Below are 18,287 nucleotides of genomic sequence, written 5' to 3' on the forward strand. Positions count from 1 at the left end.
ACTTGCTGTCCAACGGTGGTCCCGGGATGCGGCGCGAGGAGCTCAGCGAACCGCCGCGGAACCGTGGACGACGTGCGGCGGGCCCCGGAGGGCCCGCCGCACCGAGGCTCACGCCTCCTCGTTGTCCACCCAGCTCATGAGCTTGCGCAGCTCCTTGCCGGTGGTCTCCAGCAGGTGGTTCTCGTCCTGCTTCTTGTACTCGTTGTACTTCTTCAGACCGCCGTGGTACTCGTCCATCCAGTTCTTGGCGAAGGTGCCGTCCTGGATCTCGCCGAGGACCTTCTTCATCTCGGCCTTGGTCTGGTCCGTGATGATGCGGGGACCCGTCACGTAGTCGCCCCACTCGGCGGTCTCGGAGACGGACCAGCGCATCTTCTCCAGGCCGCCCTCGTACATGAGGTCCACGATCAGCTTCAGCTCGTGGAGGCACTCGAAGTAGGCGATCTCCGGCTGGTAGCCGGCCTCGACCAGGGTCTCGAAGCCCGCCTTGACCAGCGCGGCGGTGCCGCCGCAGAGCACGGCCTGCTCACCGAACAGGTCGGTCTCGGTCTCCTCGGTGAAGGTGGTCTTGATGACGCCGGCGCGGGTGCCGCCGATGCCCTTGGCGTAGGAGAGCGCCAGCGCGAAGGCGTTGCCGGTCGCGTCCTGCTCGACACCGGCGATGCAGGGAACGCCGCGGCCCTCCTCGTACTGGCGGCGCACCAGGTGGCCGGGGCCCTTGGGGGCGACGAGCGCGACGTCCACGCCGGCCGGCGGCTTGATGAAGCCGTACCGGATGTTGAGGCCGTGGCCGAAGAAGAGCGCGTCGCCGTCCTTCAGGTTGTCCTTGACGGACTCCTCGTACACCTGGGCCTGGATCGGGTCCGGGACCAGGATCATGATGACGTCGGCCTCGGCGGCGGCCTCCGACGGCGTCACCACGCGCAGGCCCTGCTCCTCGGCCTTGGCCTTGGACTTGGACCCCTCGTGCAGACCGACGCGGACGTCCACACCGGAGTCACGGAGCGACAGCGCGTGGGCGTGGCCCTGGCTGCCGTAGCCGATGACCGCGACCTTGCGGCCCTGGATGATGGACAGGTCGGCGTCGTCGTCGTAGAACAGCTCGGCCACTGGGTTTCTCCTTGGGTGTTCCGGTGTTGCGTCCCACCGTACGGCGGGGAGCGATGAGGGGGTCTGGGGGTCTCGCCATCCGGGCGGCCGCCCGGACGGCGGCCGGGTCCGTGTGTCAGGCGCTGCGATCGAGGGCTCGCAGGCTGCGGTCCGTGATGGACCGGGCGCCGCGCCCTATGGCGATCGTGCCGGACTGGACGAGTTCCTTGATGCCGAACTGCTCCAGCATCTTCAGCATGGCCTCGAGCTTGTCACTCGAACCGGTGGCCTCGATCGTGACGGCCTCGGGCGAGACGTCCACGGTCTTGGCTCGGAACAGCTGGACGATCTCCACGATCTGGGAGCGGGTCTCGTTGTCCGCACGGACCTTCACCAGGACGAGTTCGCGCTGGACCGCGGCGCTGGGCTCCAGCTCGACGATCTTCAGCACGTTGACCAGCTTGTTCAGCTGCTTGGTCACCTGTTCCAGCGGCAGGTCCTCGACATTGACCACGATGGTGATCCGGGAGATGTCGGGGTGCTCGGTGACCCCGACGGCGAGCGAGTCGATGTTGAAGCCGCGACGGGAGAAGAGCGCCGCGATCCTGGCGAGGATGCCGGGGGTGTTCTCCACCAGGACGGAGAGCGTGTGCTTGGACATGGTCGTCGTGTCTCTCTCTTCGCTCAGTCGTCTTCGTTGTCGCCGAAGTCGGGGCGGACGCCCCGCGCGGCCATGACCTCGTCGTTGGAGGTGCCGGCGGCGACCATCGGCCACACCATGGCGTCCTCGTGGACGATGAAGTCGATCACGACGGGGCGGTCGTTGATGGCGTTGGCCTCGGCGATGACCTTGTCCAGCTCGGCCGGGTCCTCGCAGCGCAGGGCGACGCAGCCCATGGCTTCGGAGAGTTTCACGAAGTCCGGGATGCGGGTGCCCTTGCGGGGGGTCTGGCTGGCGCCGACCTGCGAGCCGATCGTGCGGTGCCCGGTCTCGTCGGAGTGCAGGACGGTGCTGGAGTAGCGCTCGTTGTAGAACAGGGTCTGCCACTGGCGGACCATGCCCAGGGCGCCGTTGTTGATGATCGCGACCTTGATCGGGATCCCGTTCAGGGCACAGGTGACCAGCTCCTGGTTGGTCATCTGGAAGCAGCCGTCGCCGTCGATCGCCCACACGGCGCGGTCCGGCATGCCCGCCTTGGCGCCCATGGCGGCCGGAACGGCGTAGCCCATGGTCCCGGCACCGCCGGAGTTCAGCCAGGTGGCCGGCTTCTCGTAGTCGATGAAGTGCGCGGCCCACATCTGGTGCTGGCCGACCCCGGCGGCGAAGACCGTGTTCTCCGGCGCGAGCCGGCCGATCCGCTGGATGACCTGCTGCGGCGAGAGGCTGCCGTCCTCGGGCAGGTCGTAGCCCAGCGGGTAGGTCTCGCGCCAGCGGTTCAGGTCCTGCCACCAGGCGGTGTAGTCGCCGGTGTTGCCCTCGCCGTACTCGGCCTGGACGGCCTGGACCAGATCGGCGATGACCTCGCGGGCGTCACCCACGATCGGGACGTCCGCAGCCCGGTTCTTGCCGATCTCGGCGGGGTCGATGTCGGCATGGACGACCTTGGCGAACGGGGCGAAGCTGTCCAGCTTTCCGGTGACGCGGTCGTCGAAGCGGGCACCGAGGGCGACGATCAGGTCGGCCTTCTGCAGCGCGGTGACGGCGGTGACCGAACCGTGCATGCCCGGCATCCCCACGTGCAGCGGGTGGCTGTCGGGGAACGCGCCCAGCGCCATCAGGGTGGTGGTGACGGGGGCCTTGGTGAGCTCCGCGAGGACCTTCAGCTCGGCGGTGGCGCGGGCCTTGAGGACCCCGCCGCCGACATAGAGGACGGGGCGCTTCGCCTGGATGATCAGCTTGGCGGCCTCGCGGATCTGCTTGGCGTGCGGCTTGGTGACCGGCCGGTAGCCGGGCAGATCCGTCTGGGGCGGCCAGGTGAAGGTGGTCCGCGCCTGGAGGGCGTCCTTGGCGATGTCGACCAGGACGGGGCCGGGGCGGCCGGTGGAGGCGATGTGGAAGGCCTCGGCGATCGTCCGCGGGATGTCCTCGGGCTTGGTGACCAGGAAGTTGTGCTTGGTGATCGGCATCGTGATGCCGACGATGTCCGCCTCCTGGAAGGCGTCCGTACCGATGGCCTTGCTGGCCACCTGACCGGTGATCGCGACGAGCGGCACGGAGTCCATGTGCGCGTCGGCGATCGGCGTGACCAGGTTGGTGGCCCCCGGGCCCGAGGTGGCCATGCACACGCCGACCTTCCCGGTGGCCTGGGCGTACCCCGTGGCCGCGTGTCCGGCGCCCTGCTCGTGCCGGACCAGGATGTGGCGCACCCTGGACGAGTCCATCAGCGGGTCGTACGCCGGGAGGATGGCCCCGCCGGGAATGCCGAACACCGTCTCGGCCCCGACTTCCTCGAGAGAACGAATGAGGGACTGCGCGCCCGTGACGTGCTCAACGGTGGCGGAGGGCTGTCCGCCGGTGCGGGCCCGCGGCTGCGGATGGTGGGCCCCGGATGCCTGCTCGGTCATCGGCATTCTCTTCTCGAAGCTGAGGGTTTTGCGGGGGTTTGGTACTACCAGTGCAACAAAAAACCCCTCGTGCCGGGAGGCAAGCGAGGGGAGCGCGTCGGTGCGGTGTGCAGAGCCCGTGCAGGGCCGTGCTTCAGCCGACGCGCTTTCCAAGTACGAGAATTCGGGTGCGCATGGCACTGACCCTCTCCCCGGCGCACCATCACTGTCAAGTGGGTGGGACAGGCGTCTCATTATTTGAGCGCATCGGGGGACGGCCCACGATCTCGGACGGGGCCGGGGAGCGCCGGGTCGGCAACGCCCGGCCGGAGAGCACCGGCAGAGCGGACCCGGCGGGCACCGGGAACTCGCCGCGCTCAAGCACACGGCGCAGCCGGTGCTCGTCGAGCGGCCCGGAGAAGGCCATTCCCTGGCCGTGGGTGCATCCCATGGCACGTAGTGCCAGTACCTGTTCGGGAACATCCACACCGTCCGCCACGGACTTCATACCGAGGTCCCGGGCGATCCGCAGCAGACCCGCGGTGATCTTGTGCAGTCTGGCCGACTCCACCACGCCCTCGACCAGGCCGCGGTCGAGCTTGAGCACGTCGATGGGGAGACGGCGCAGGGCGATGATCGCCGCGTAGCCGCTGCCGAAGCCGTCAAGGGCGATCCGCACACCGAGTCTGCGCAGTGCCACCAGACGGTGCTCCAGTTCGTCGAAGGAGATCCGCGGGTCGCTGTCGGCCAACTCGATCACCAGGGAGCCCGAGGGCAGCCCGTGGCGGGTGAGCAGGCTCTCGATGGAGCCGAGCGGGGTGGACCGGTCCAGCAGCCGGCGCGCGGGGATCCGTACCGACACGGGGATGCGGTGACCGAGCCGGACGCGCTCCGCCGCCTGCCCGACGGCTTCCTCCAGCAGCCGGTGGCCGAATCCGGCGGTCGGGTCGCCATCCTCGGCGACCCGGCGCAGCTCGTCGGGCGTGAACAGGATGCCCTGGGACGACCGCCAGCGGGCCTGCGCCGCCACGGCCGCGATCCGGCCGTCGACGAGGCCGACCACGGGCTGGTGGAGCAGGGTGAACTCGCCGTCCTGGAGCGCGCTCCGCGCCCGCGCGGACCGGTCCGTGAGCAGGGCGGCGTCCGCCTGCATCTGGGGCGCGTACAGCTCGACCCGGTCCTTGCCGCCCGCCTTGGCCCGGTACATGGCCAGGTCGGCGTTGCGCAGCAGGTCGCCGGCGCTGATGCCGGGCTCGGCGAAGGCGACGCCGATGGACGCGGCGACCCTGAGCTCATGGCCCTCCACCCGGTACGGCTGGGAGAGCATGAGCCTCAGCCGGTCGGCGATCTCCCGCACCCGGTGCTCCCGGGCGGCGTGGTCGCGCGAGCCGTCGCCGAGGATGAGCGCGGCGAACTCGTCACCCCCGAGCCGGGCGGCGGTGTCCCCCGCCCGCACGGATTCGTGGAGGCGGCGGGCGGCCTGGATCAGCAGTTCGTCGCCCGCCTGGTGGCCGTGGCGGTCGTTCACCCCCTTGAAGCCGTCGAGGTCGATGAAGAGCACGGCCGTGCCCGCGTCCCCGGCCCGCCGGCCGCTGAGCGCCTGCCGCACCCGCTCGGTGAACAGGGCGCGGTTGGGCAGGTCGGTCAGCGGGTCGTGCTCGGCGTTGTGCTGCAACTGGGCCTGCAGACGCACCCGTTCGGTGACGTCCCTGCTGTTGAAGATCAGCCCGCCCTGGTGTCGCTTGACCGTGGACTCGACGTTCAGCCACTGGCCGGTGCCGGACCTGAAACGGCACTCGATCCGGGTCGTGGGCTCCTCGGCGGGCGAGGCCGCCAGGAATCTGCGCACCTCGTGGACGACGCGCCCGAGGTCCTCGGGATGGATGAGCGACGACAGTTCGGAGCCGATGAGCTCGTCAGCGTCGCGGCCGTAGACGCCGGCGGCGGCGGGGCTCACGTAGCGGAGTATGCCCGTCGGGGCGGCGATCATGATCACATCGCTGGAGCCCTGCACCAGGGAGCGGAAGTGGTTCTCCTTCTGGGCGAGTTCATGGGTGAGGGCGATGTTGTCGAGCAGCATGATGCCCTGCCTCACGACCAGGGCGAGGACGACCGCGCACCCGGTGAACACCACCACCCGGTCCACGCGGCGGCCCTCGATGACGTTGTAGAGGATTCCGAGCGTGCAGACGGCGGCGGCCAGGTAGGGGGTGAGCGCGGCGAGCGAGCCCGTGATGGGCCGGCCGGTCGGGCGGGGACCGCGGACCGGCGCGACGGGCGGCTCCGGCCGGCGCACCCCCCAGGGCGCGTACGCGAGCAGCAGCGAGGCGGCGAACCAGCCCGCGTCCAGCAGTTGGCCCGAGCGGTAGCTCTCCCGCAGCAGCGGCGAGGTGAACAGCGCGTCGCACAGCACGGTCAGGGCGAGTGCGGCGATCGCCGTGTTGATACCGGACCTGTTGGCGTGCGACCGCCGGAAGTGCAGGGCCAGGACCATGCTGACGAGGACGATGTCGAGCAGCGGATAGGCCAGCGAAAGCGCCGCTTCGGACACACTCTCCCCCTCGAAGTGCGCGGTGTGCGCCAGGGCGAGGCTCCAGGAGAGCGTGAGCAGGGAGCCGCCGATGAGCCAGGCGTCCAGCCCCAGGCACACCCAGCCGGCCCGGGTGACGGGCCGTTTCGCGAGGACGAGCAGTCCGACGATGGCGGGCGGGGCAAAGCAGAGGAAGAACAGATCGGCCGGGGACGGACTCGGGACCGGACGGTCGAGGACCACCTCGTACCAGCCCCAGACCGCGTTTCCGCAGGCGGCCATTGCGGAGGAGACGGAGAACAGCATCCAGGCGGGCCGGAAGCGGCTGCCCCGTGCACGCGCGTAGAGGAAACAGGAGACCGCGGCGAGTCCGGCGGCGAAGCTCAGCCCGAAGTCACCCATGACCAGGGCCAGTCGCTCGGAGCCCCAGCCGAACGCCGCACCGATGGCGTAGCCACCGCTCGCGAGGACCAGCAGGACCTGGGACAGCAGCCCCGTGCCGCCGTCTTCCCGGACCTGGCGGCGGTCGAGGAGCGCCGCGGGGGCGATCACCGTACTGCCCCTGACAGCGTTTTCATCCGGCTCCGCCTGCGGGGCCGGCCGTGCGGGCCGCCACGGAAGCGCCTGCGGGGCAGGTCCTGCCGGCCGGGCCGGGACGGGCCCGGTCCCCGCATCGGAGTGCGCGAGGGTGGTCGGCGCCGCTCCCGCCGCGTCGGATGGTTCGTCCACTGGCCGTGCATCGCCCGTCGACCCCCCTCGAAGTCTGGTCGCTCCGCAGCGCCGTTCCCGAACCCGACGCAGCCCCCAAGTCGGGACGATACACCAGAGTCGTCACTCAGGGACATAGCCCGTCTACGCTCAGTGACGGCAAGGCTGTTTGTCGACACGGCGCGCATTCGAACGACTCCGCAGGGTGTCCGGCGCGTACCAGTGTGGCGTCTACCCCGTCGTGAGGACCACGTTTCGCAGGGGCTCGCCCGCCGCGTAGCGGGTCAGCTGTGCGGCCAGCAGCCGCTTGGCCCGGGGCAGGAACGCCGTTGTGGAACCGCCGACATGGGGGCTGACGAGGACGCCGGGAGCGTGCCAGAGGGGGTGTCCGGCGGGCAGCGGCTCGGGGTCGGTGACATCGAGCGCCGCGGTGATCCGGCCGGTTGCGACTTCCTTGAGCAGCGCTTCGGTGTCGACGACCGGTCCGCGCGCCACGTTCACCAGGAGGGCGCCGTCCTTCATCCGGGTGAGGAATCCGGTGTCGGCGAGATGACGCGTGGCCGGCGTGAGCGGGGTGGAGAGGATCACCACGTCGGCCTCCGGAAGCAGCGCCGGCAGATCGGTGAGTGCGTGCACTTCGCCGCGCTCGGTGGTACGGGCGGAGCGCGCGACGCGCGCCACCCGCGCGCATTCGAACGGTACAAGCCGGTCCTCGATGGCCGCGCCGATCGAACCGTAGCCGACGATCAGCACGGACTTGTCGGCGAGCGCCGGGTAGAAGCCCGCATGCCATTCCTCCCGCCGCTGGCCCTCCACGAAGCGGGGGATGCCGCGCAGGGAGGCGAGGACCAGGGCGAGGGTGAGCTCCGCCGTGCTCGCCTCGTGGACTCCCCGGGCGTTGCACAGCCGCACGCCCGGCGGCAGCGTGCCGAGGCCCGGCTCGACGTGGTCGATGCCCGCCGAGAGGGTCTGCACGACCCGTACGTGCGTCATCGCGGCGAGCGGCCGCACCGCGACGTCCGTGCCCTTCATGTACGGGACGACGTAGAAGGCGCACTCCGCGGGGTCCGCGGGGAAATCCCGTCCGCCGTCCCAGAAGCGGTAGTTCAGCCCCGACTCCGAGGGAGCGGGGAGCCCTTCGATCTCGTCGGCCGGAATCGGGAGCCACACGTCAGCAGTCATGGTCAGGAGGCTAACCGCCGGGAGGCTGGGCGCGGCGCGGCGGGAGGCAGACGTTAGTTTGGGGGGCGGCACGAGGAGGGGTACGGGCAGGTGGACCGCAGGACAATCGGTGCGGGGGCGCTCGGTGTGGGCGCGATCGGCCTCGGGTGCATGCCGATGAGCTGGGGGTACACCGGCTCGCAGCAGCGCGGTGACCGTTCGCTGCGAACCGTGCACGCGGCGCTTGACGCCGGGGTGACGCTGCTCGACACGGCCGACATGTACGGCCCCTTCACCAACGAACTCCTGCTCGGCCGGGTGCTCAAGGAGCGGCGGGCGGACGTATTCGTCTCGACGAAGGTCGGGCTGCTCGTCGGTGACCAGCACATCGTCGCCAACGGCCGGCCCGGCTACGTGCGGCGGGCCTGTGACGCGTCGCTGCGCCGGCTCGGCACGGACTCCATCGACCTCTACCAGCTCCACCGGGCGGACCCGGAAGTTCCCGTGGAGGAGACCTGGGGTGCCATGGCGGAACTGGTGTCGGCCGGGAAGGTCCGGGCGCTCGGCCTGTGTGCCGTGGGGGCGCGCGCGTCACGCAGACTCGGCGCGGGGCGCCATGACGGAACGATCCGGCAGCTGGAGCGGGTGCAGCAGGTCTTCCCGGTGAGTGCGGTGCAGGCGGAACTGTCGGTGTGGTCGCCCGAGGCGCTCGGGTCGCTGCTGCCCTGGTGCGAGGCGCGCGGTGTGGGCTTCATGGCAGCGATGCCACTGGGCAGCGGCTTCCTCACCGGCACGCTGACGCCCGGGGAGGGTTTCGAGCCGGATGACCTCCGGGCCCGCCATCCGCGGTTCACGGCGGACATGATGGCCGCGAACCAGCCGCTGGTGGCGGGGCTGCGGCGGGTCGCCCAGCGGCACGGCCCCGGCACGACGCCCGCCCAGGTGGCGCTGGCCTGGGTACTGGGGCAGGGTCGGCATGTCGTACCGGTTCCGGGTGCGAAGCGGGAGCGGTGGGCCGTGGAGAACGCGGCGGCGGCCCGGCTGGAGCTGACACCGCGGGACGCCGCCGAGATCGCGGCGCTGCCGCCCGCCCTGGGATCCTGGGACCAGTAGGTTCGTGAAGATCGGGAACCCCGGGCCGGACCGCGGTGTAAGAACGGTACGCGTGCGGCTCCCGCGGTTCGCGCGCCGCCCCGTTCACCGGCGAAGGGAAGCAGGACCGTGCAACGTTCAGTGGTGACGGCCGTACTTGCAGCTGCCGCGCTGATGCTCTCCACCGGGTGCTCGTCCGACGGTGGGGCAGGCGCGCCGGCCGACCGTGACGGCGCTCCCTCCCACCGGGCATCGCCGTCGGCGACGGCCGGCGGCGCCTCCGCGACGGCACCGCCGGCGAAGGGGTCGGTGAAGGTGGCGACCACACTGACCCGGGACCTGGAGTCGCCCTGGGGCCTCGCGGCCCTTCCCGGCGGCGATCTGCTGGTGTCCTCACGGGACGAGGGCACGATCACGCGCGTCGACGCCGAGTCCGGTAGGCAGACGGTGCTCGGCTCGGTGCCGGGTGTGGCGCCGGCGGGTGAGGGCGGGCTGATGGGGCTTGCCGTCTCCCCCGACTTCGCCTCGGACAACCTGGTGTACGCGTACTTCACCACCGCTTCGGACAACCGCATCGCCCGCATGCTGTACGACGAGCGCAAGCCGGCGGGGCAGCAGCTCGGCGCACCCGACACGATCCTGCGGGGTATCCCGAAGGGGCGCATCCACAACGGCGGACGGATCGCCTTCGGCCCGGACGGGATGCTGTACGCGGGCACCGGCGAGACCGGTAGGACGGGTCTGGCCCAGGACAGGGAGTCCCTGGGCGGCAAGATCCTCCGCATGACCCCCGACGGCCGGCCCGTGCACGGCAATCCGTCGGCCGACTCCGTGGTCTATTCGTACGGCCACCGCAATGTGCAGGGCCTCGCCTGGGACTCCCGGAAGCGGCTGTGGGCGTCGGAGTTCGGGCAGAACACCTGGGACGAGCTGAACCTCATCGAGCCGGGGAAGAACTACGGCTGGCCCGAGGCCGAGGGCAGGGCCGGCAGGTCCGGCTTCGTGGACCCGGTGGCGCAGTGGCGCACGGAGGAGGCGTCGCCGAGCGGCATCGCCTATGCCGCAGGATCCATCTGGATGGCGGGCCTGAGGGGCGAGCGCCTGTGGCGGATCCCGCTCGCCGGCACCGAACCGGCCGCGGAACCGCAGGCGTTCCTCAAGGAGGAGTACGGCCGGCTGCGCACGGTCCTGCCGGTCGAAGGGACCGCGGGCGGCCGGGACCTCTGGCTGGTCACCAGCGAGACGGACAACAGAGGAACCCCTGCGGCCGGGGACGACAGGATCCTGCGGCTGAGGGTCGAGTGAACCGCGCCCTCCCCTTGCGGCCGGCGGACGCCGGGCCCCTCGGGGGTGCGGGCGGCGGAGTCGGGCGGGAGGGGCAGGCGGGCGCGGGGAAGCTGTCGGGCGCGGAGTTCCTCGTCGTGCACGGCGAACAACTGGTGCGAGGCGGTCATCGGGTTCACGGCGACGTACGCGTAGGTGCAGCCGTGCACCAGGGGCAGCGGGCGCAGCCCCCACCAGATCCCCGATCCTGTACCGCGTCTCGGCCCGGGCCTCACCTCGCTCACCCCCGAGCAGGCCGACGGCCTCGCCGTCGGCCTGGCCGCCCTCGGGCACTCCCTTCGGTCCGTCGGTGCGGGCCACGGCACCGCCGCCGCGTTCGCCGAGGCCCGGCAGCGGCACACAGGCGCAACGCGGCACTGCGCGTCGGGCTCCGGCTGCACCGCCTCGGCACGCTCACCCCTCCGGAGCCGTTCCCGGCGGTCCGGGGCCGCCTCGTGGGCGAGGGCGACCATGAGCAACTCATAGGGTGATGCGGCGAGTTCGCTGCGGACGTCGGGGAAGCCGTCTCCGTCGACGCCGATTCCCGGGCGAGATCCGCAGGTCCGGACCGGCCGCTCCTGCGGCGCTCCCCGCACCGGGCGGCCGGTCGCTCAGCGACGCCCGGCGGAGCGGCGCGCCCGCCACTCGGGCGCGAGGACGGACCAGACCTCCATGTCGTGGCGGACGCCCTGCCACGGGAAGCTCTCGCGCAGCACTCCGTCCCGGCTCATTCCGAGCCGCTTCGCGACGCCGATGGAGCGGTGGTTGGCGGAGGATGCGAGCCATTCGACGCGGTGCATCCCCCGTTCCTCGACGGCCCAGTCGATGAGCCGTTCCACGGCGCGGCTGATCAGTCCCCGTCCGGCGGCGGACGGCTCCAGCCAGACGCCGACCTCGCAGGACTCGTTCGAGGTGTCGAAGATCCGGAAGAGCACCCCCCCGACGAGCGTGCCGTCGAGCCGGACGGCCCAGAGGCGGCCGGTGTCAGCGGCCTGCTTGTCGGCGTAGTTCTGGAGTACGGCACGGGCGGAGCCGACGTCCTTCACGTTCACCGTCAGCGGCACCCAGGGCCCGGCGTACTCCCGGGCGCGTTCGATGTGCTCCAGGAACTCCTCGGCCTGCCAGGGTTCGATGGGCCGCAGTTCCGCGCCGTCCCCCAGGGATATCGCGAACATCCCGCTCCTTACGCCTCGTGGCGTGCCGCGTATGACGGCGCCGCCTCGTGTTCCTCGTACCGGACCGCTCCTCGACAGACGGACCCCGCCTGACTCGACACTGGCCTCGTACTTCGCAGGTCACCCGATCGCGAATATCAAGCGGTCATAGCCGATCACTCGTCGATCGGAACCGTAGTGGCGAGAGCCGGTGCCGGTCCGGATCGGTCGAGATCGGAGGCCCGGAGGCCGCTGCGGCGAACCTTTTCGGCGACCTGCGAAGTACGGGACTAGCGCGAGAGCGTGCCGTCCTCGCTCACACGCGTCCCGGCGATCCTCGCATGGGCGGGCGAAAGGCTCTCGGGAGTTTCGATGCTGATGCGCGGAAGAAGGCGGTCCAGCCAGCGCGGCAGCCACCAGTTGGCGCTGCCCAGCATGTGCATGAGCGCCGGCACCAGCAGGGTGCGCAGGACGAACGCGTCCAGCGCGACCGCGGCGGCGAGGCCGATGCCGAACATGGCGATGACCCGGTCCCCGCTGAGGACGAACGCGAGGAAGACGGAGATCATGATGACCGCGGCCGAGTTGATGACCCTGCCCGTCTCGGCGAGGCCGACCCTTACGGCACGCCGGTTGTCCCGCGTCTCCAGCCACTCCTCGTACATCCGGCTGACCAGGAACACCTGGTAGTCCATCGAGAGCCCGAAGAGCACCGAGACCATGATCACGGGGAGGAAGGGCTCGATCGGACCGGCGCTGCCGAGCCCCAGCGGTTCGGAACCCCAGCCCCACTGGAAGATCGCGACGACGACGCCGAACGCGGAGGCGACCGCGGCCACGTTCATCAGTGCGGCCTTGAGCGGGATGCCGACCGAGCGGAAGGCGAGCAGCAGTAGCACACAGCCCAGCGCGATGACCACGCCGACGAACAGCGGCAGCTTCCCGACGATCACGTCGGCGAAGTCGTCGTAGCTCGCGGTCACTCCGCCGACGCTGACCTCGAGCGAGGTCCCGCTCTCCGCCGCGGGCAGCACATCGGCGCGCAGCCGGTCGACGAGTTCGCTGGTCCGCTGCGACTGGGGAGCGGATTCGGGGATGACGGTGACCACGGCGGTGTCGGCCCGGCTGTTGAACGTCACGGGGCTGACGGAGGCGACTCCCTCGGTGACCCGGAGGGCGGCGGGCAGCTGCTGCATCGCCAGCCGGTCGTCGGCGCCGTCGAGGGCGGCGACGAGCGTGAGCGGTCCGTTGGTGCCGGGCCCGAACCCCTCGGCGACCAGGTCGTACGCCTTCCGGGTGGTGCTGGAGACGGGGGCGTTGCCCTGGTCGGAGGTGCCGAGATGGAGCGAGAACGTGGGCAGCGCGAGGACGGCCATCACCACGGTGGCGCCCAGCCCCAGCAGCTTCGGGCGGCGCTCGACGAAGGCGGACCAGCGGGCGGCGAAGCCGGTCGGGAGCTCGGGCCGCGGGCCGCGCCGGGCGATCCGTCTGCGCTCCGGGCGGCCCAGTGCACGCATCCCGATGAAGGACAGCAGCGCCGGCAGCAGGGTGACGGAGGCTGCGACGGTCAGAAGGACGGTCAGAGAGGCCGCGATCGCCACTCCGTTGAGGAAGGAGAGCTGCAGGATCAGCATGCCGAGCAGCGCGATGCAGACGGTGAGGCCGGCGAAGACGACCGCGCGCCCCGTCGTCGCCACGGCGTTCTCGGCGGCGTCGGCGACGGTCAGCCCGCGCCGCAGACCCTTGCGGTGGCGGGTGACGATGAACAGGGCGTAGTCGATCCCGACGCCGAGCCCGATGAGCAGCCCGAGCACGGGCGCGAAGTCCGCGACGTCCATGACATGGCCGAGGAGCACGATGCCCGCGTAGGCGGCGCCGACGCTGACCAGCGCGGTGGCGATGGGCAGCAGGCTGGCGGCCAGCGAGCCGAAGGCGAGGAAGAGGACCACGGCTGCCACGGCGACGCCGACGATCTCCGCGAGATGCGAGGTGGGGGTCTCGGCGAGCGCGGTGGCGCTGCCGCCGAGCTCGACCCGGAGTCCGTCGCGTGCGGCGGCCTTGGCCGTGTCGACGACCGCTCGGGCCTGGGCCTCGGGGACGTCTCCCGGCTGCGCCTCGAAGACGACGGTCGCGTAGGCGGTACGGCCGTCCTCGCTGATCCGGGCGGCGCCGTCCGGTCCGCTTCCGGCGTCGCCCGCCGCGCCCGCGGCCGCGGCACCGTCGCGGGCCTTGCCGGCGGTGCCGGACGCGGCCGAGGTGGTGCCGGCCGAGGCCGTGTCGGCGGAGGCTTCCTTCTCGATCGAGGTCTTGCCGGCCACGGTCTGGCCGGCCGAGGTCCTCCCCGATGCGGTGCCCGAACCCTTCCCGTCCGACCGCTCCTCGGCGCCCTTCTTCGTGTCCGACGTGCCCGACTTGTCCGCTTTGGCTGGCTTGGCCGTCCTGGCTGCCTTGGCTGGCTTGGCTGGCTTGGCTGCCCCGTCACCCTCGCCCGCCCCGTCCGGCGTCCCGGCGGACGCACCCGCGGCCTTCCCGGACGGCGACTGCGGGGACGTGGCATACGGACCGGTGACCGCGGCGACGCCGTCCAGCCGTTCGACCTTCTTCAGCATCGCCGTCACCCGCTGCTCGACGGCGGCCGACCGGACGCTGCCCTGCGTGCTGTGCCAGACGATGGTGTCCCCGCCGTCGAACCTCCCGTGGAAGCCGTCCCGGAGGAGTTCGGCGGCCCGACCGGACTCGGTGCCGGGTACGCCGTAGTCGTTCGAGTACGCCGTACCCGCGAAGACGGCGGCGACCGAGACGCCGCAGAGGGCCGACAGCCAGAGCAGGACGGCGACAAGTCGGTGCCTGATGCACCACCGAGCGATGGCGGCCAACGGACGAGCTCCCTGGTGGTTCGTGGATCTTCACTGGGAACTGCCCGTAAAGAACACATGACCTGCGGGGCAACACTCTCTCAGGAGAAAGTGATCGTTAGGGCCGCTTCGCCCGGTTCGTGGCAATACTCACAGGTGCGGGAGGAGTTCGGGGGCGGCCGCTCCCGAACTCCCTCCCCTCGTCGGCGTCCCGAACGTCCGCCGTCCGCGGACGCCACGGATGTCTGCGACGTCACCCGGAGACGCCGGGCCGCCCGTTCTCGATGTGCTCCATGAGATGTCGGCGAGCTCGCAGTGCAGGGGGGATGTCGCGGCGGTCGTAGTGGGCCATGGTCGCGGGGGTCTTCGCGGAGATCCAGCCGTCCGTCCAGCCGTCGCGCCACGCCCTGGCCCCGCCGTCCCACGAGTGGTCGAGATCGCCGATGTACTGCAGGTCCTTCTTCTGGGCCTCGGCGGCGCCGCGCACCGGGAACGGCAGCACGGTGCCGAGCGGCCCGGGCAGCTCGAAGACGGACACGCCCGAGGGGAGTTCGACGGCGTCGCGGTCGCCGAAGCCGCGCACTCCGCGCAGGGTGCCGAAGTAGTGGTCGAAGGACCGGTTCTCCTGCATCAGGACCACCACGTGCCGGATCGCGCGCAGACCGCCCGCGGGGGGCTCGGCGGCGAGAGCCGCCTGCGGGGAGGGCGGCAGCAGGGACCCGGCAGCGGCGGTGCCGAGGGCGCCTCCGCCGAGTGCGAACAGCCGTCGCCGTGAGATGTCGGTGGCCAAGTGGTCCTCCTCAGTCCCTCGTTACCGCCCGGAAGCCAGTGAGGCCGGATGGCGGAGGAAAGGCCCGCGGGCGGCCAAGGGATGAACGTCCAAGAGGGCGTCGGGCGAGACCAGTCGAGATCCCGCCAGTGGCCGACCGGCCGTGGGGCGAATTCGGTGGCGATGTCGGTGCGGACTGTCACCATGGGCTCATGACCAGTCGGGGGGAAACGCAGACCGTCAACGCCGGAACGACCACCTCGGCGGGCTCGGCCGCCGAAACAGCCGTGATAGCCGAGATAGCCGAGATAGCCGAGCACCTGCACGGGTCGCCCCGTGAGCATCTGGGCGGTCCGCCCGTTGCGATCGTGCACCACCGGCCCGAAGCGACACGCCTGGAGCGGCGCGAGGCGTTCCGGGAGGTCTACGGACCGATCGTGGCCACGATCGGGGAGCCGACGCTGTACGGCGGGTCGGCGTGGGGCCCCAGTGTCCGCTGGCGAGACGAGGGGCGACTGGTGCTGCTGTCGGGGGACCGGTTCCGCGTGACGCTGTCGGTGCACCGGCCCGAGGAGTTGGAGCGGGGCGAGCACCACTGCTTCACCTGGGGCGGCGCCCGGTCGGCCGGCGAGCCGCACGACTTCGACCTCCTGCCGTACAGCTGGCAGTTGTACCGCGGCGGCCCGGGCGAGTGGCCCGGCGAGCGCCCGGACCACCGGCTCGCGGGCGACTGGGAGCAGTGGGAGAGCGCCCTGGAGCTGCTGCTCGCCGCCTGGGCGGAGCAGCTTCCCGTGCAGGTGCCGGGCGACTGGGCCGGCATCACGGTCGTGGCGGACCGGGACCCCGGCCGCGATCTCGTCGTCTCGTACAGCCCGGGCGAGGGCCTGGAGGTCGCGATCGACGACCGGGACGCGCCGCAGGGCCCCGAGCGGGACCGGTTGATGCGGGAATGCGGCTGGCACGGCCACGACCGGGGCTGGTGGCACTCGGCCTTCCCGGAGGCCGATGAGCGCTCCGCGGCCGCCGCCGCGCGGCTGGCCATCTCGGAACTCCGCTCGCGCGGCGCGGCAGGCCCGCAGGAGCTGGCGGCCCGGGAGGCCGGCGTCGACGACCGCGGCGAGCTGTGGCTGCCGGGCCTGGGGATACGGACCTGCTGAGGCCCGCCGATGAGCCGGGAGGGCACGCCGGGCAGCGACAGGCCCGTGCGAGCCACCCGGATCCCCCCTGCCCGTGCCCGCCGTTCCCTTGACCGCCGGGCCGGAACGGCCCGCCTCCCGTGCACCGCGCAGGCTGCGCCGCTGCCGAGCCTCCTCGGCGACCCACACGGCCTCGGTGCGGGCGGCGGCGAGGCCTGCGCGGCCTCGGCGCGCGACCGGACCGGCGTCCACGCCGCCCGGCCCCTCGCCGTGTCCGCCCGGGACGGCACCGGCCGGCCGAGCCCGACGGGTCCCCTCGGTTGCGCCCGCCGGCGCGACCCCGGCCCGGAACGTGTGAGGGGCGGGACACCGGCCCGGTGCCCCGCCCCCCTTGTCCGTCAGGCCGGTGTTCAGCCTTCGGTCACGCCGAGCCTCTCCAGGATCAGCTCCTTGACGCGGGCCGCGTCGGCCTGGCCGCGGGTGGCCTTCATGACCGCGCCGACCAGGGCGCCGACCGCGGCGACCTTGCCGCCCCGGATCTTGTCGGCGATGGCGGCGTTGCCGGCGATCGCCTCGTCGACGGCCGCGCCGAGCGCACCCTCGTCGGAGACGACCTTCAGACCGCGCTTCTCGACGACCGCGTCCGGGTCGCCCTCGCCGGCCAGCACTCCCTCGATGACCTGACGGGCCAGCTTGTCGTTGAGCGAGCCGTCCGCGACCAGGGCGGTCACCCGGGCGACCTGCTCCGGCGTGATCGGCAGCTCCTCGAGCGACCGGCCGGACTCGTTGGCGTTACGGGCCAGCTCGCCCATCCACCACTTGCGGGCGGAGACCGGGTCCGCGCCGGACGCGATCGTGGCCACGATCGGGTCGATCGCGCCCGCGTTCAGGATCGACTGCATGTCGTGCCCGGAGACGCCCCACTCCTCGCGGAGGCGGTTACGGCGCACCCGCGGCAGCTCGGGCAGCCCGGCGCGCAGCTCCTCGACCCAGTCACGGGACGGGGCGACCGGGACGAGGTCGGGCTCCGGGAAGTACCGGTAGTCCTCCGCCTCCTCCTTGACCCGGCCGGACGTCGTCGTACCGTCGTCCTCGTGGAAGTGACGGGTCTCCTGGACGATCGTGCCGCCGTCCCCCAGCACCGCGGCGTGGCGCTGGATCTCGAAGCGGACCGCGCGCTCCACGCTGCGCAACGAGTTGACGTTCTTGGTCTCGCTGCGTGTGCCGAACGTCTCCGAACCCTTCGGCATCAGCGAGAGGTTCACGTCGCAGCGCATCTGGCCCATCTCCATCCGGGCCTCCGACACGGCGAGGGCCCGGATGAGCTCGCGCAGTTCGGCGACGTACGCCTTGGCGACCTCGGGAGCACGGTCACCGGCGCCCACGATGGGCTTGGTGACGATCTCGATGAGCGGGATGCCGGCCCGGTTGTAGTCGAGCAGGGAGTGGGACGCGCCGTGGATACGGCCGGTGGCGCCGCCGACGTGGGTCGACTTGCCCGTGTCCTCCTCCATGTGGGCGCGCTCGATCTCCACGCGGAAGATCTCGCCGTCCTCCAGCTGGACGTCCAGATAGCCGTTGAAGGCGATCGGCTCGTCGTACTGCGAGGTCTGGAAGTTCTTCGGCATGTCCGGATAGAAGTAGTTCTTCCGGGCGAAGCGGCACCATTCGGCGATCTCGCAGTGCAGCGCGAGGCCGATCTTGACGGCGGACTCGACGCCGACCGCGTTGACCACCGGCAGCGAGCCGGGAAGGCCCAGGCAGGTGGGGCAGGTCTGCGAGTTGGGCTCGGCGCCCAGCTCGGTCGAGCAGCCGCAGAACATCTTGGTCCTGGTGCCGAGTTCGACATGGACCTCCAGGCCCATGACGGGGTCGTACGACGCGAGTGCGTCCTCGTACGACACCAGGTCAGTCGTGACGGTCACG

General features: G+C 71.6%; 11 protein-coding genes and 1 pseudogene. 3 read left to right on the plus strand and 9 right to left on the minus strand.

The annotated features are described in order from the left end of the window. Positions 1–108 precede the first annotated feature (108 nt). The 5 genes from ilvC to FEF34_RS10930 form a co-directional block, all read right to left on the minus strand. The gene (gene ilvC, locus FEF34_RS10910) at positions 109–1,110 is read right to left on the minus strand and encodes a ketol-acid reductoisomerase (RefSeq protein ID WP_138052993.1); all 1,002 of its coding nucleotides are present in this window, start codon (positions 1,108–1,110) and stop codon (positions 109–111) included. A gap of 115 nt (positions 1,111–1,225) precedes the next feature. Continuing rightward, positions 1,226–1,750 (minus strand): acetolactate synthase small subunit, encoded by a 525-nt coding sequence (gene ilvN, locus FEF34_RS10915; protein WP_138052994.1) that lies wholly within the window; start codon positions 1,748–1,750, stop codon positions 1,226–1,228. 23 nt (positions 1,751–1,773) lie between these two features. After that, positions 1,774–3,660, minus strand: coding sequence for an acetolactate synthase large subunit (locus FEF34_RS10920; RefSeq protein WP_138052995.1), 1,887 nt, complete (start codon positions 3,658–3,660; stop codon positions 1,774–1,776). Between the two features lie 202 nt (positions 3,661–3,862). Further along, a complete protein-coding gene (locus FEF34_RS10925; protein ID WP_138052996.1) occupies positions 3,863–6,715 on the minus strand; it encodes a putative bifunctional diguanylate cyclase/phosphodiesterase in 2,853 nt (950 codons plus the stop codon). Positions 6,716–7,102: 387 nt separating this feature from the next. After that, on the minus strand, positions 7,103–8,053 hold the full coding sequence (locus tag FEF34_RS10930) for a 2-hydroxyacid dehydrogenase (protein ID WP_171052905.1): 951 nt from the start codon (positions 8,051–8,053) through the stop codon (positions 7,103–7,105). A 90-nt stretch (positions 8,054–8,143) separates the two neighbouring features. Here FEF34_RS10930 and FEF34_RS10935 point away from each other — a divergent pair, with 90 nt between their 5' ends. Both FEF34_RS10935 and FEF34_RS10940 read left to right on the plus strand, forming a co-directional pair. Continuing rightward, complete coding sequence (locus FEF34_RS10935) at positions 8,144–9,145, plus strand: aldo/keto reductase (RefSeq protein ID WP_138052997.1); 1,002 nt, start codon at positions 8,144–8,146, stop codon at positions 9,143–9,145. 123 nt (positions 9,146–9,268) lie between these two features. Next, positions 9,269–10,429 (plus strand): PQQ-dependent sugar dehydrogenase, encoded by a 1,161-nt coding sequence (locus FEF34_RS10940; RefSeq protein ID WP_138052998.1) that lies wholly within the window; start codon positions 9,269–9,271, stop codon positions 10,427–10,429. Positions 10,430–11,058: 629 nt separating this feature from the next. Here the strand turns inward: FEF34_RS10940 and FEF34_RS10950 are convergent. The 3 genes and pseudogenes from FEF34_RS10950 to FEF34_RS10960 all read right to left on the minus strand — a co-directional run. Next, positions 11,059–11,622 carry a GNAT family N-acetyltransferase gene (locus FEF34_RS10950; RefSeq protein ID WP_138052999.1) on the minus strand — a complete coding sequence of 188 codons (564 nt, stop codon included), beginning with the start codon at positions 11,620–11,622 and terminating at the stop codon, positions 11,059–11,061. 269 nt (positions 11,623–11,891) lie between these two features. Further along, positions 11,892–14,477 (minus strand): MMPL family transporter, encoded by a 2,586-nt coding sequence (locus FEF34_RS10955; RefSeq protein WP_138053000.1) that lies wholly within the window; start codon positions 14,475–14,477, stop codon positions 11,892–11,894. Positions 14,478–14,756: 279 nt separating this feature from the next. Continuing rightward, a pseudogene (locus tag FEF34_RS10960) lies at positions 14,757–15,246 on the minus strand (alkaline phosphatase family protein); the annotation flags it as partial. Between the two features lie 191 nt (positions 15,247–15,437). Here FEF34_RS10960 and FEF34_RS10965 point away from each other — a divergent pair. Next, on the plus strand, positions 15,438–16,382 hold the full coding sequence (locus tag FEF34_RS10965; protein ID WP_138053001.1) for a hypothetical protein: 945 nt from the start codon (positions 15,438–15,440) through the stop codon (positions 16,380–16,382). A 389-nt stretch (positions 16,383–16,771) separates the two neighbouring features. Here FEF34_RS10965 and gatB read toward each other — a convergent pair whose 3' ends face one another. Next, a complete protein-coding gene (gene gatB, locus FEF34_RS10970; RefSeq protein ID WP_138053002.1) occupies positions 16,772–18,286 on the minus strand; it encodes an Asp-tRNA(Asn)/Glu-tRNA(Gln) amidotransferase subunit GatB in 1,515 nt (504 codons plus the stop codon). Position 18,287: the final 1 nt, after the last annotated feature.

The organism is Streptomyces marianii, assembly GCF_005795905.1.
In the GTDB taxonomy this organism is placed as follows: Bacteria; Actinomycetota; Actinomycetes; order Streptomycetales; family Streptomycetaceae; genus Streptomyces; species Streptomyces marianii.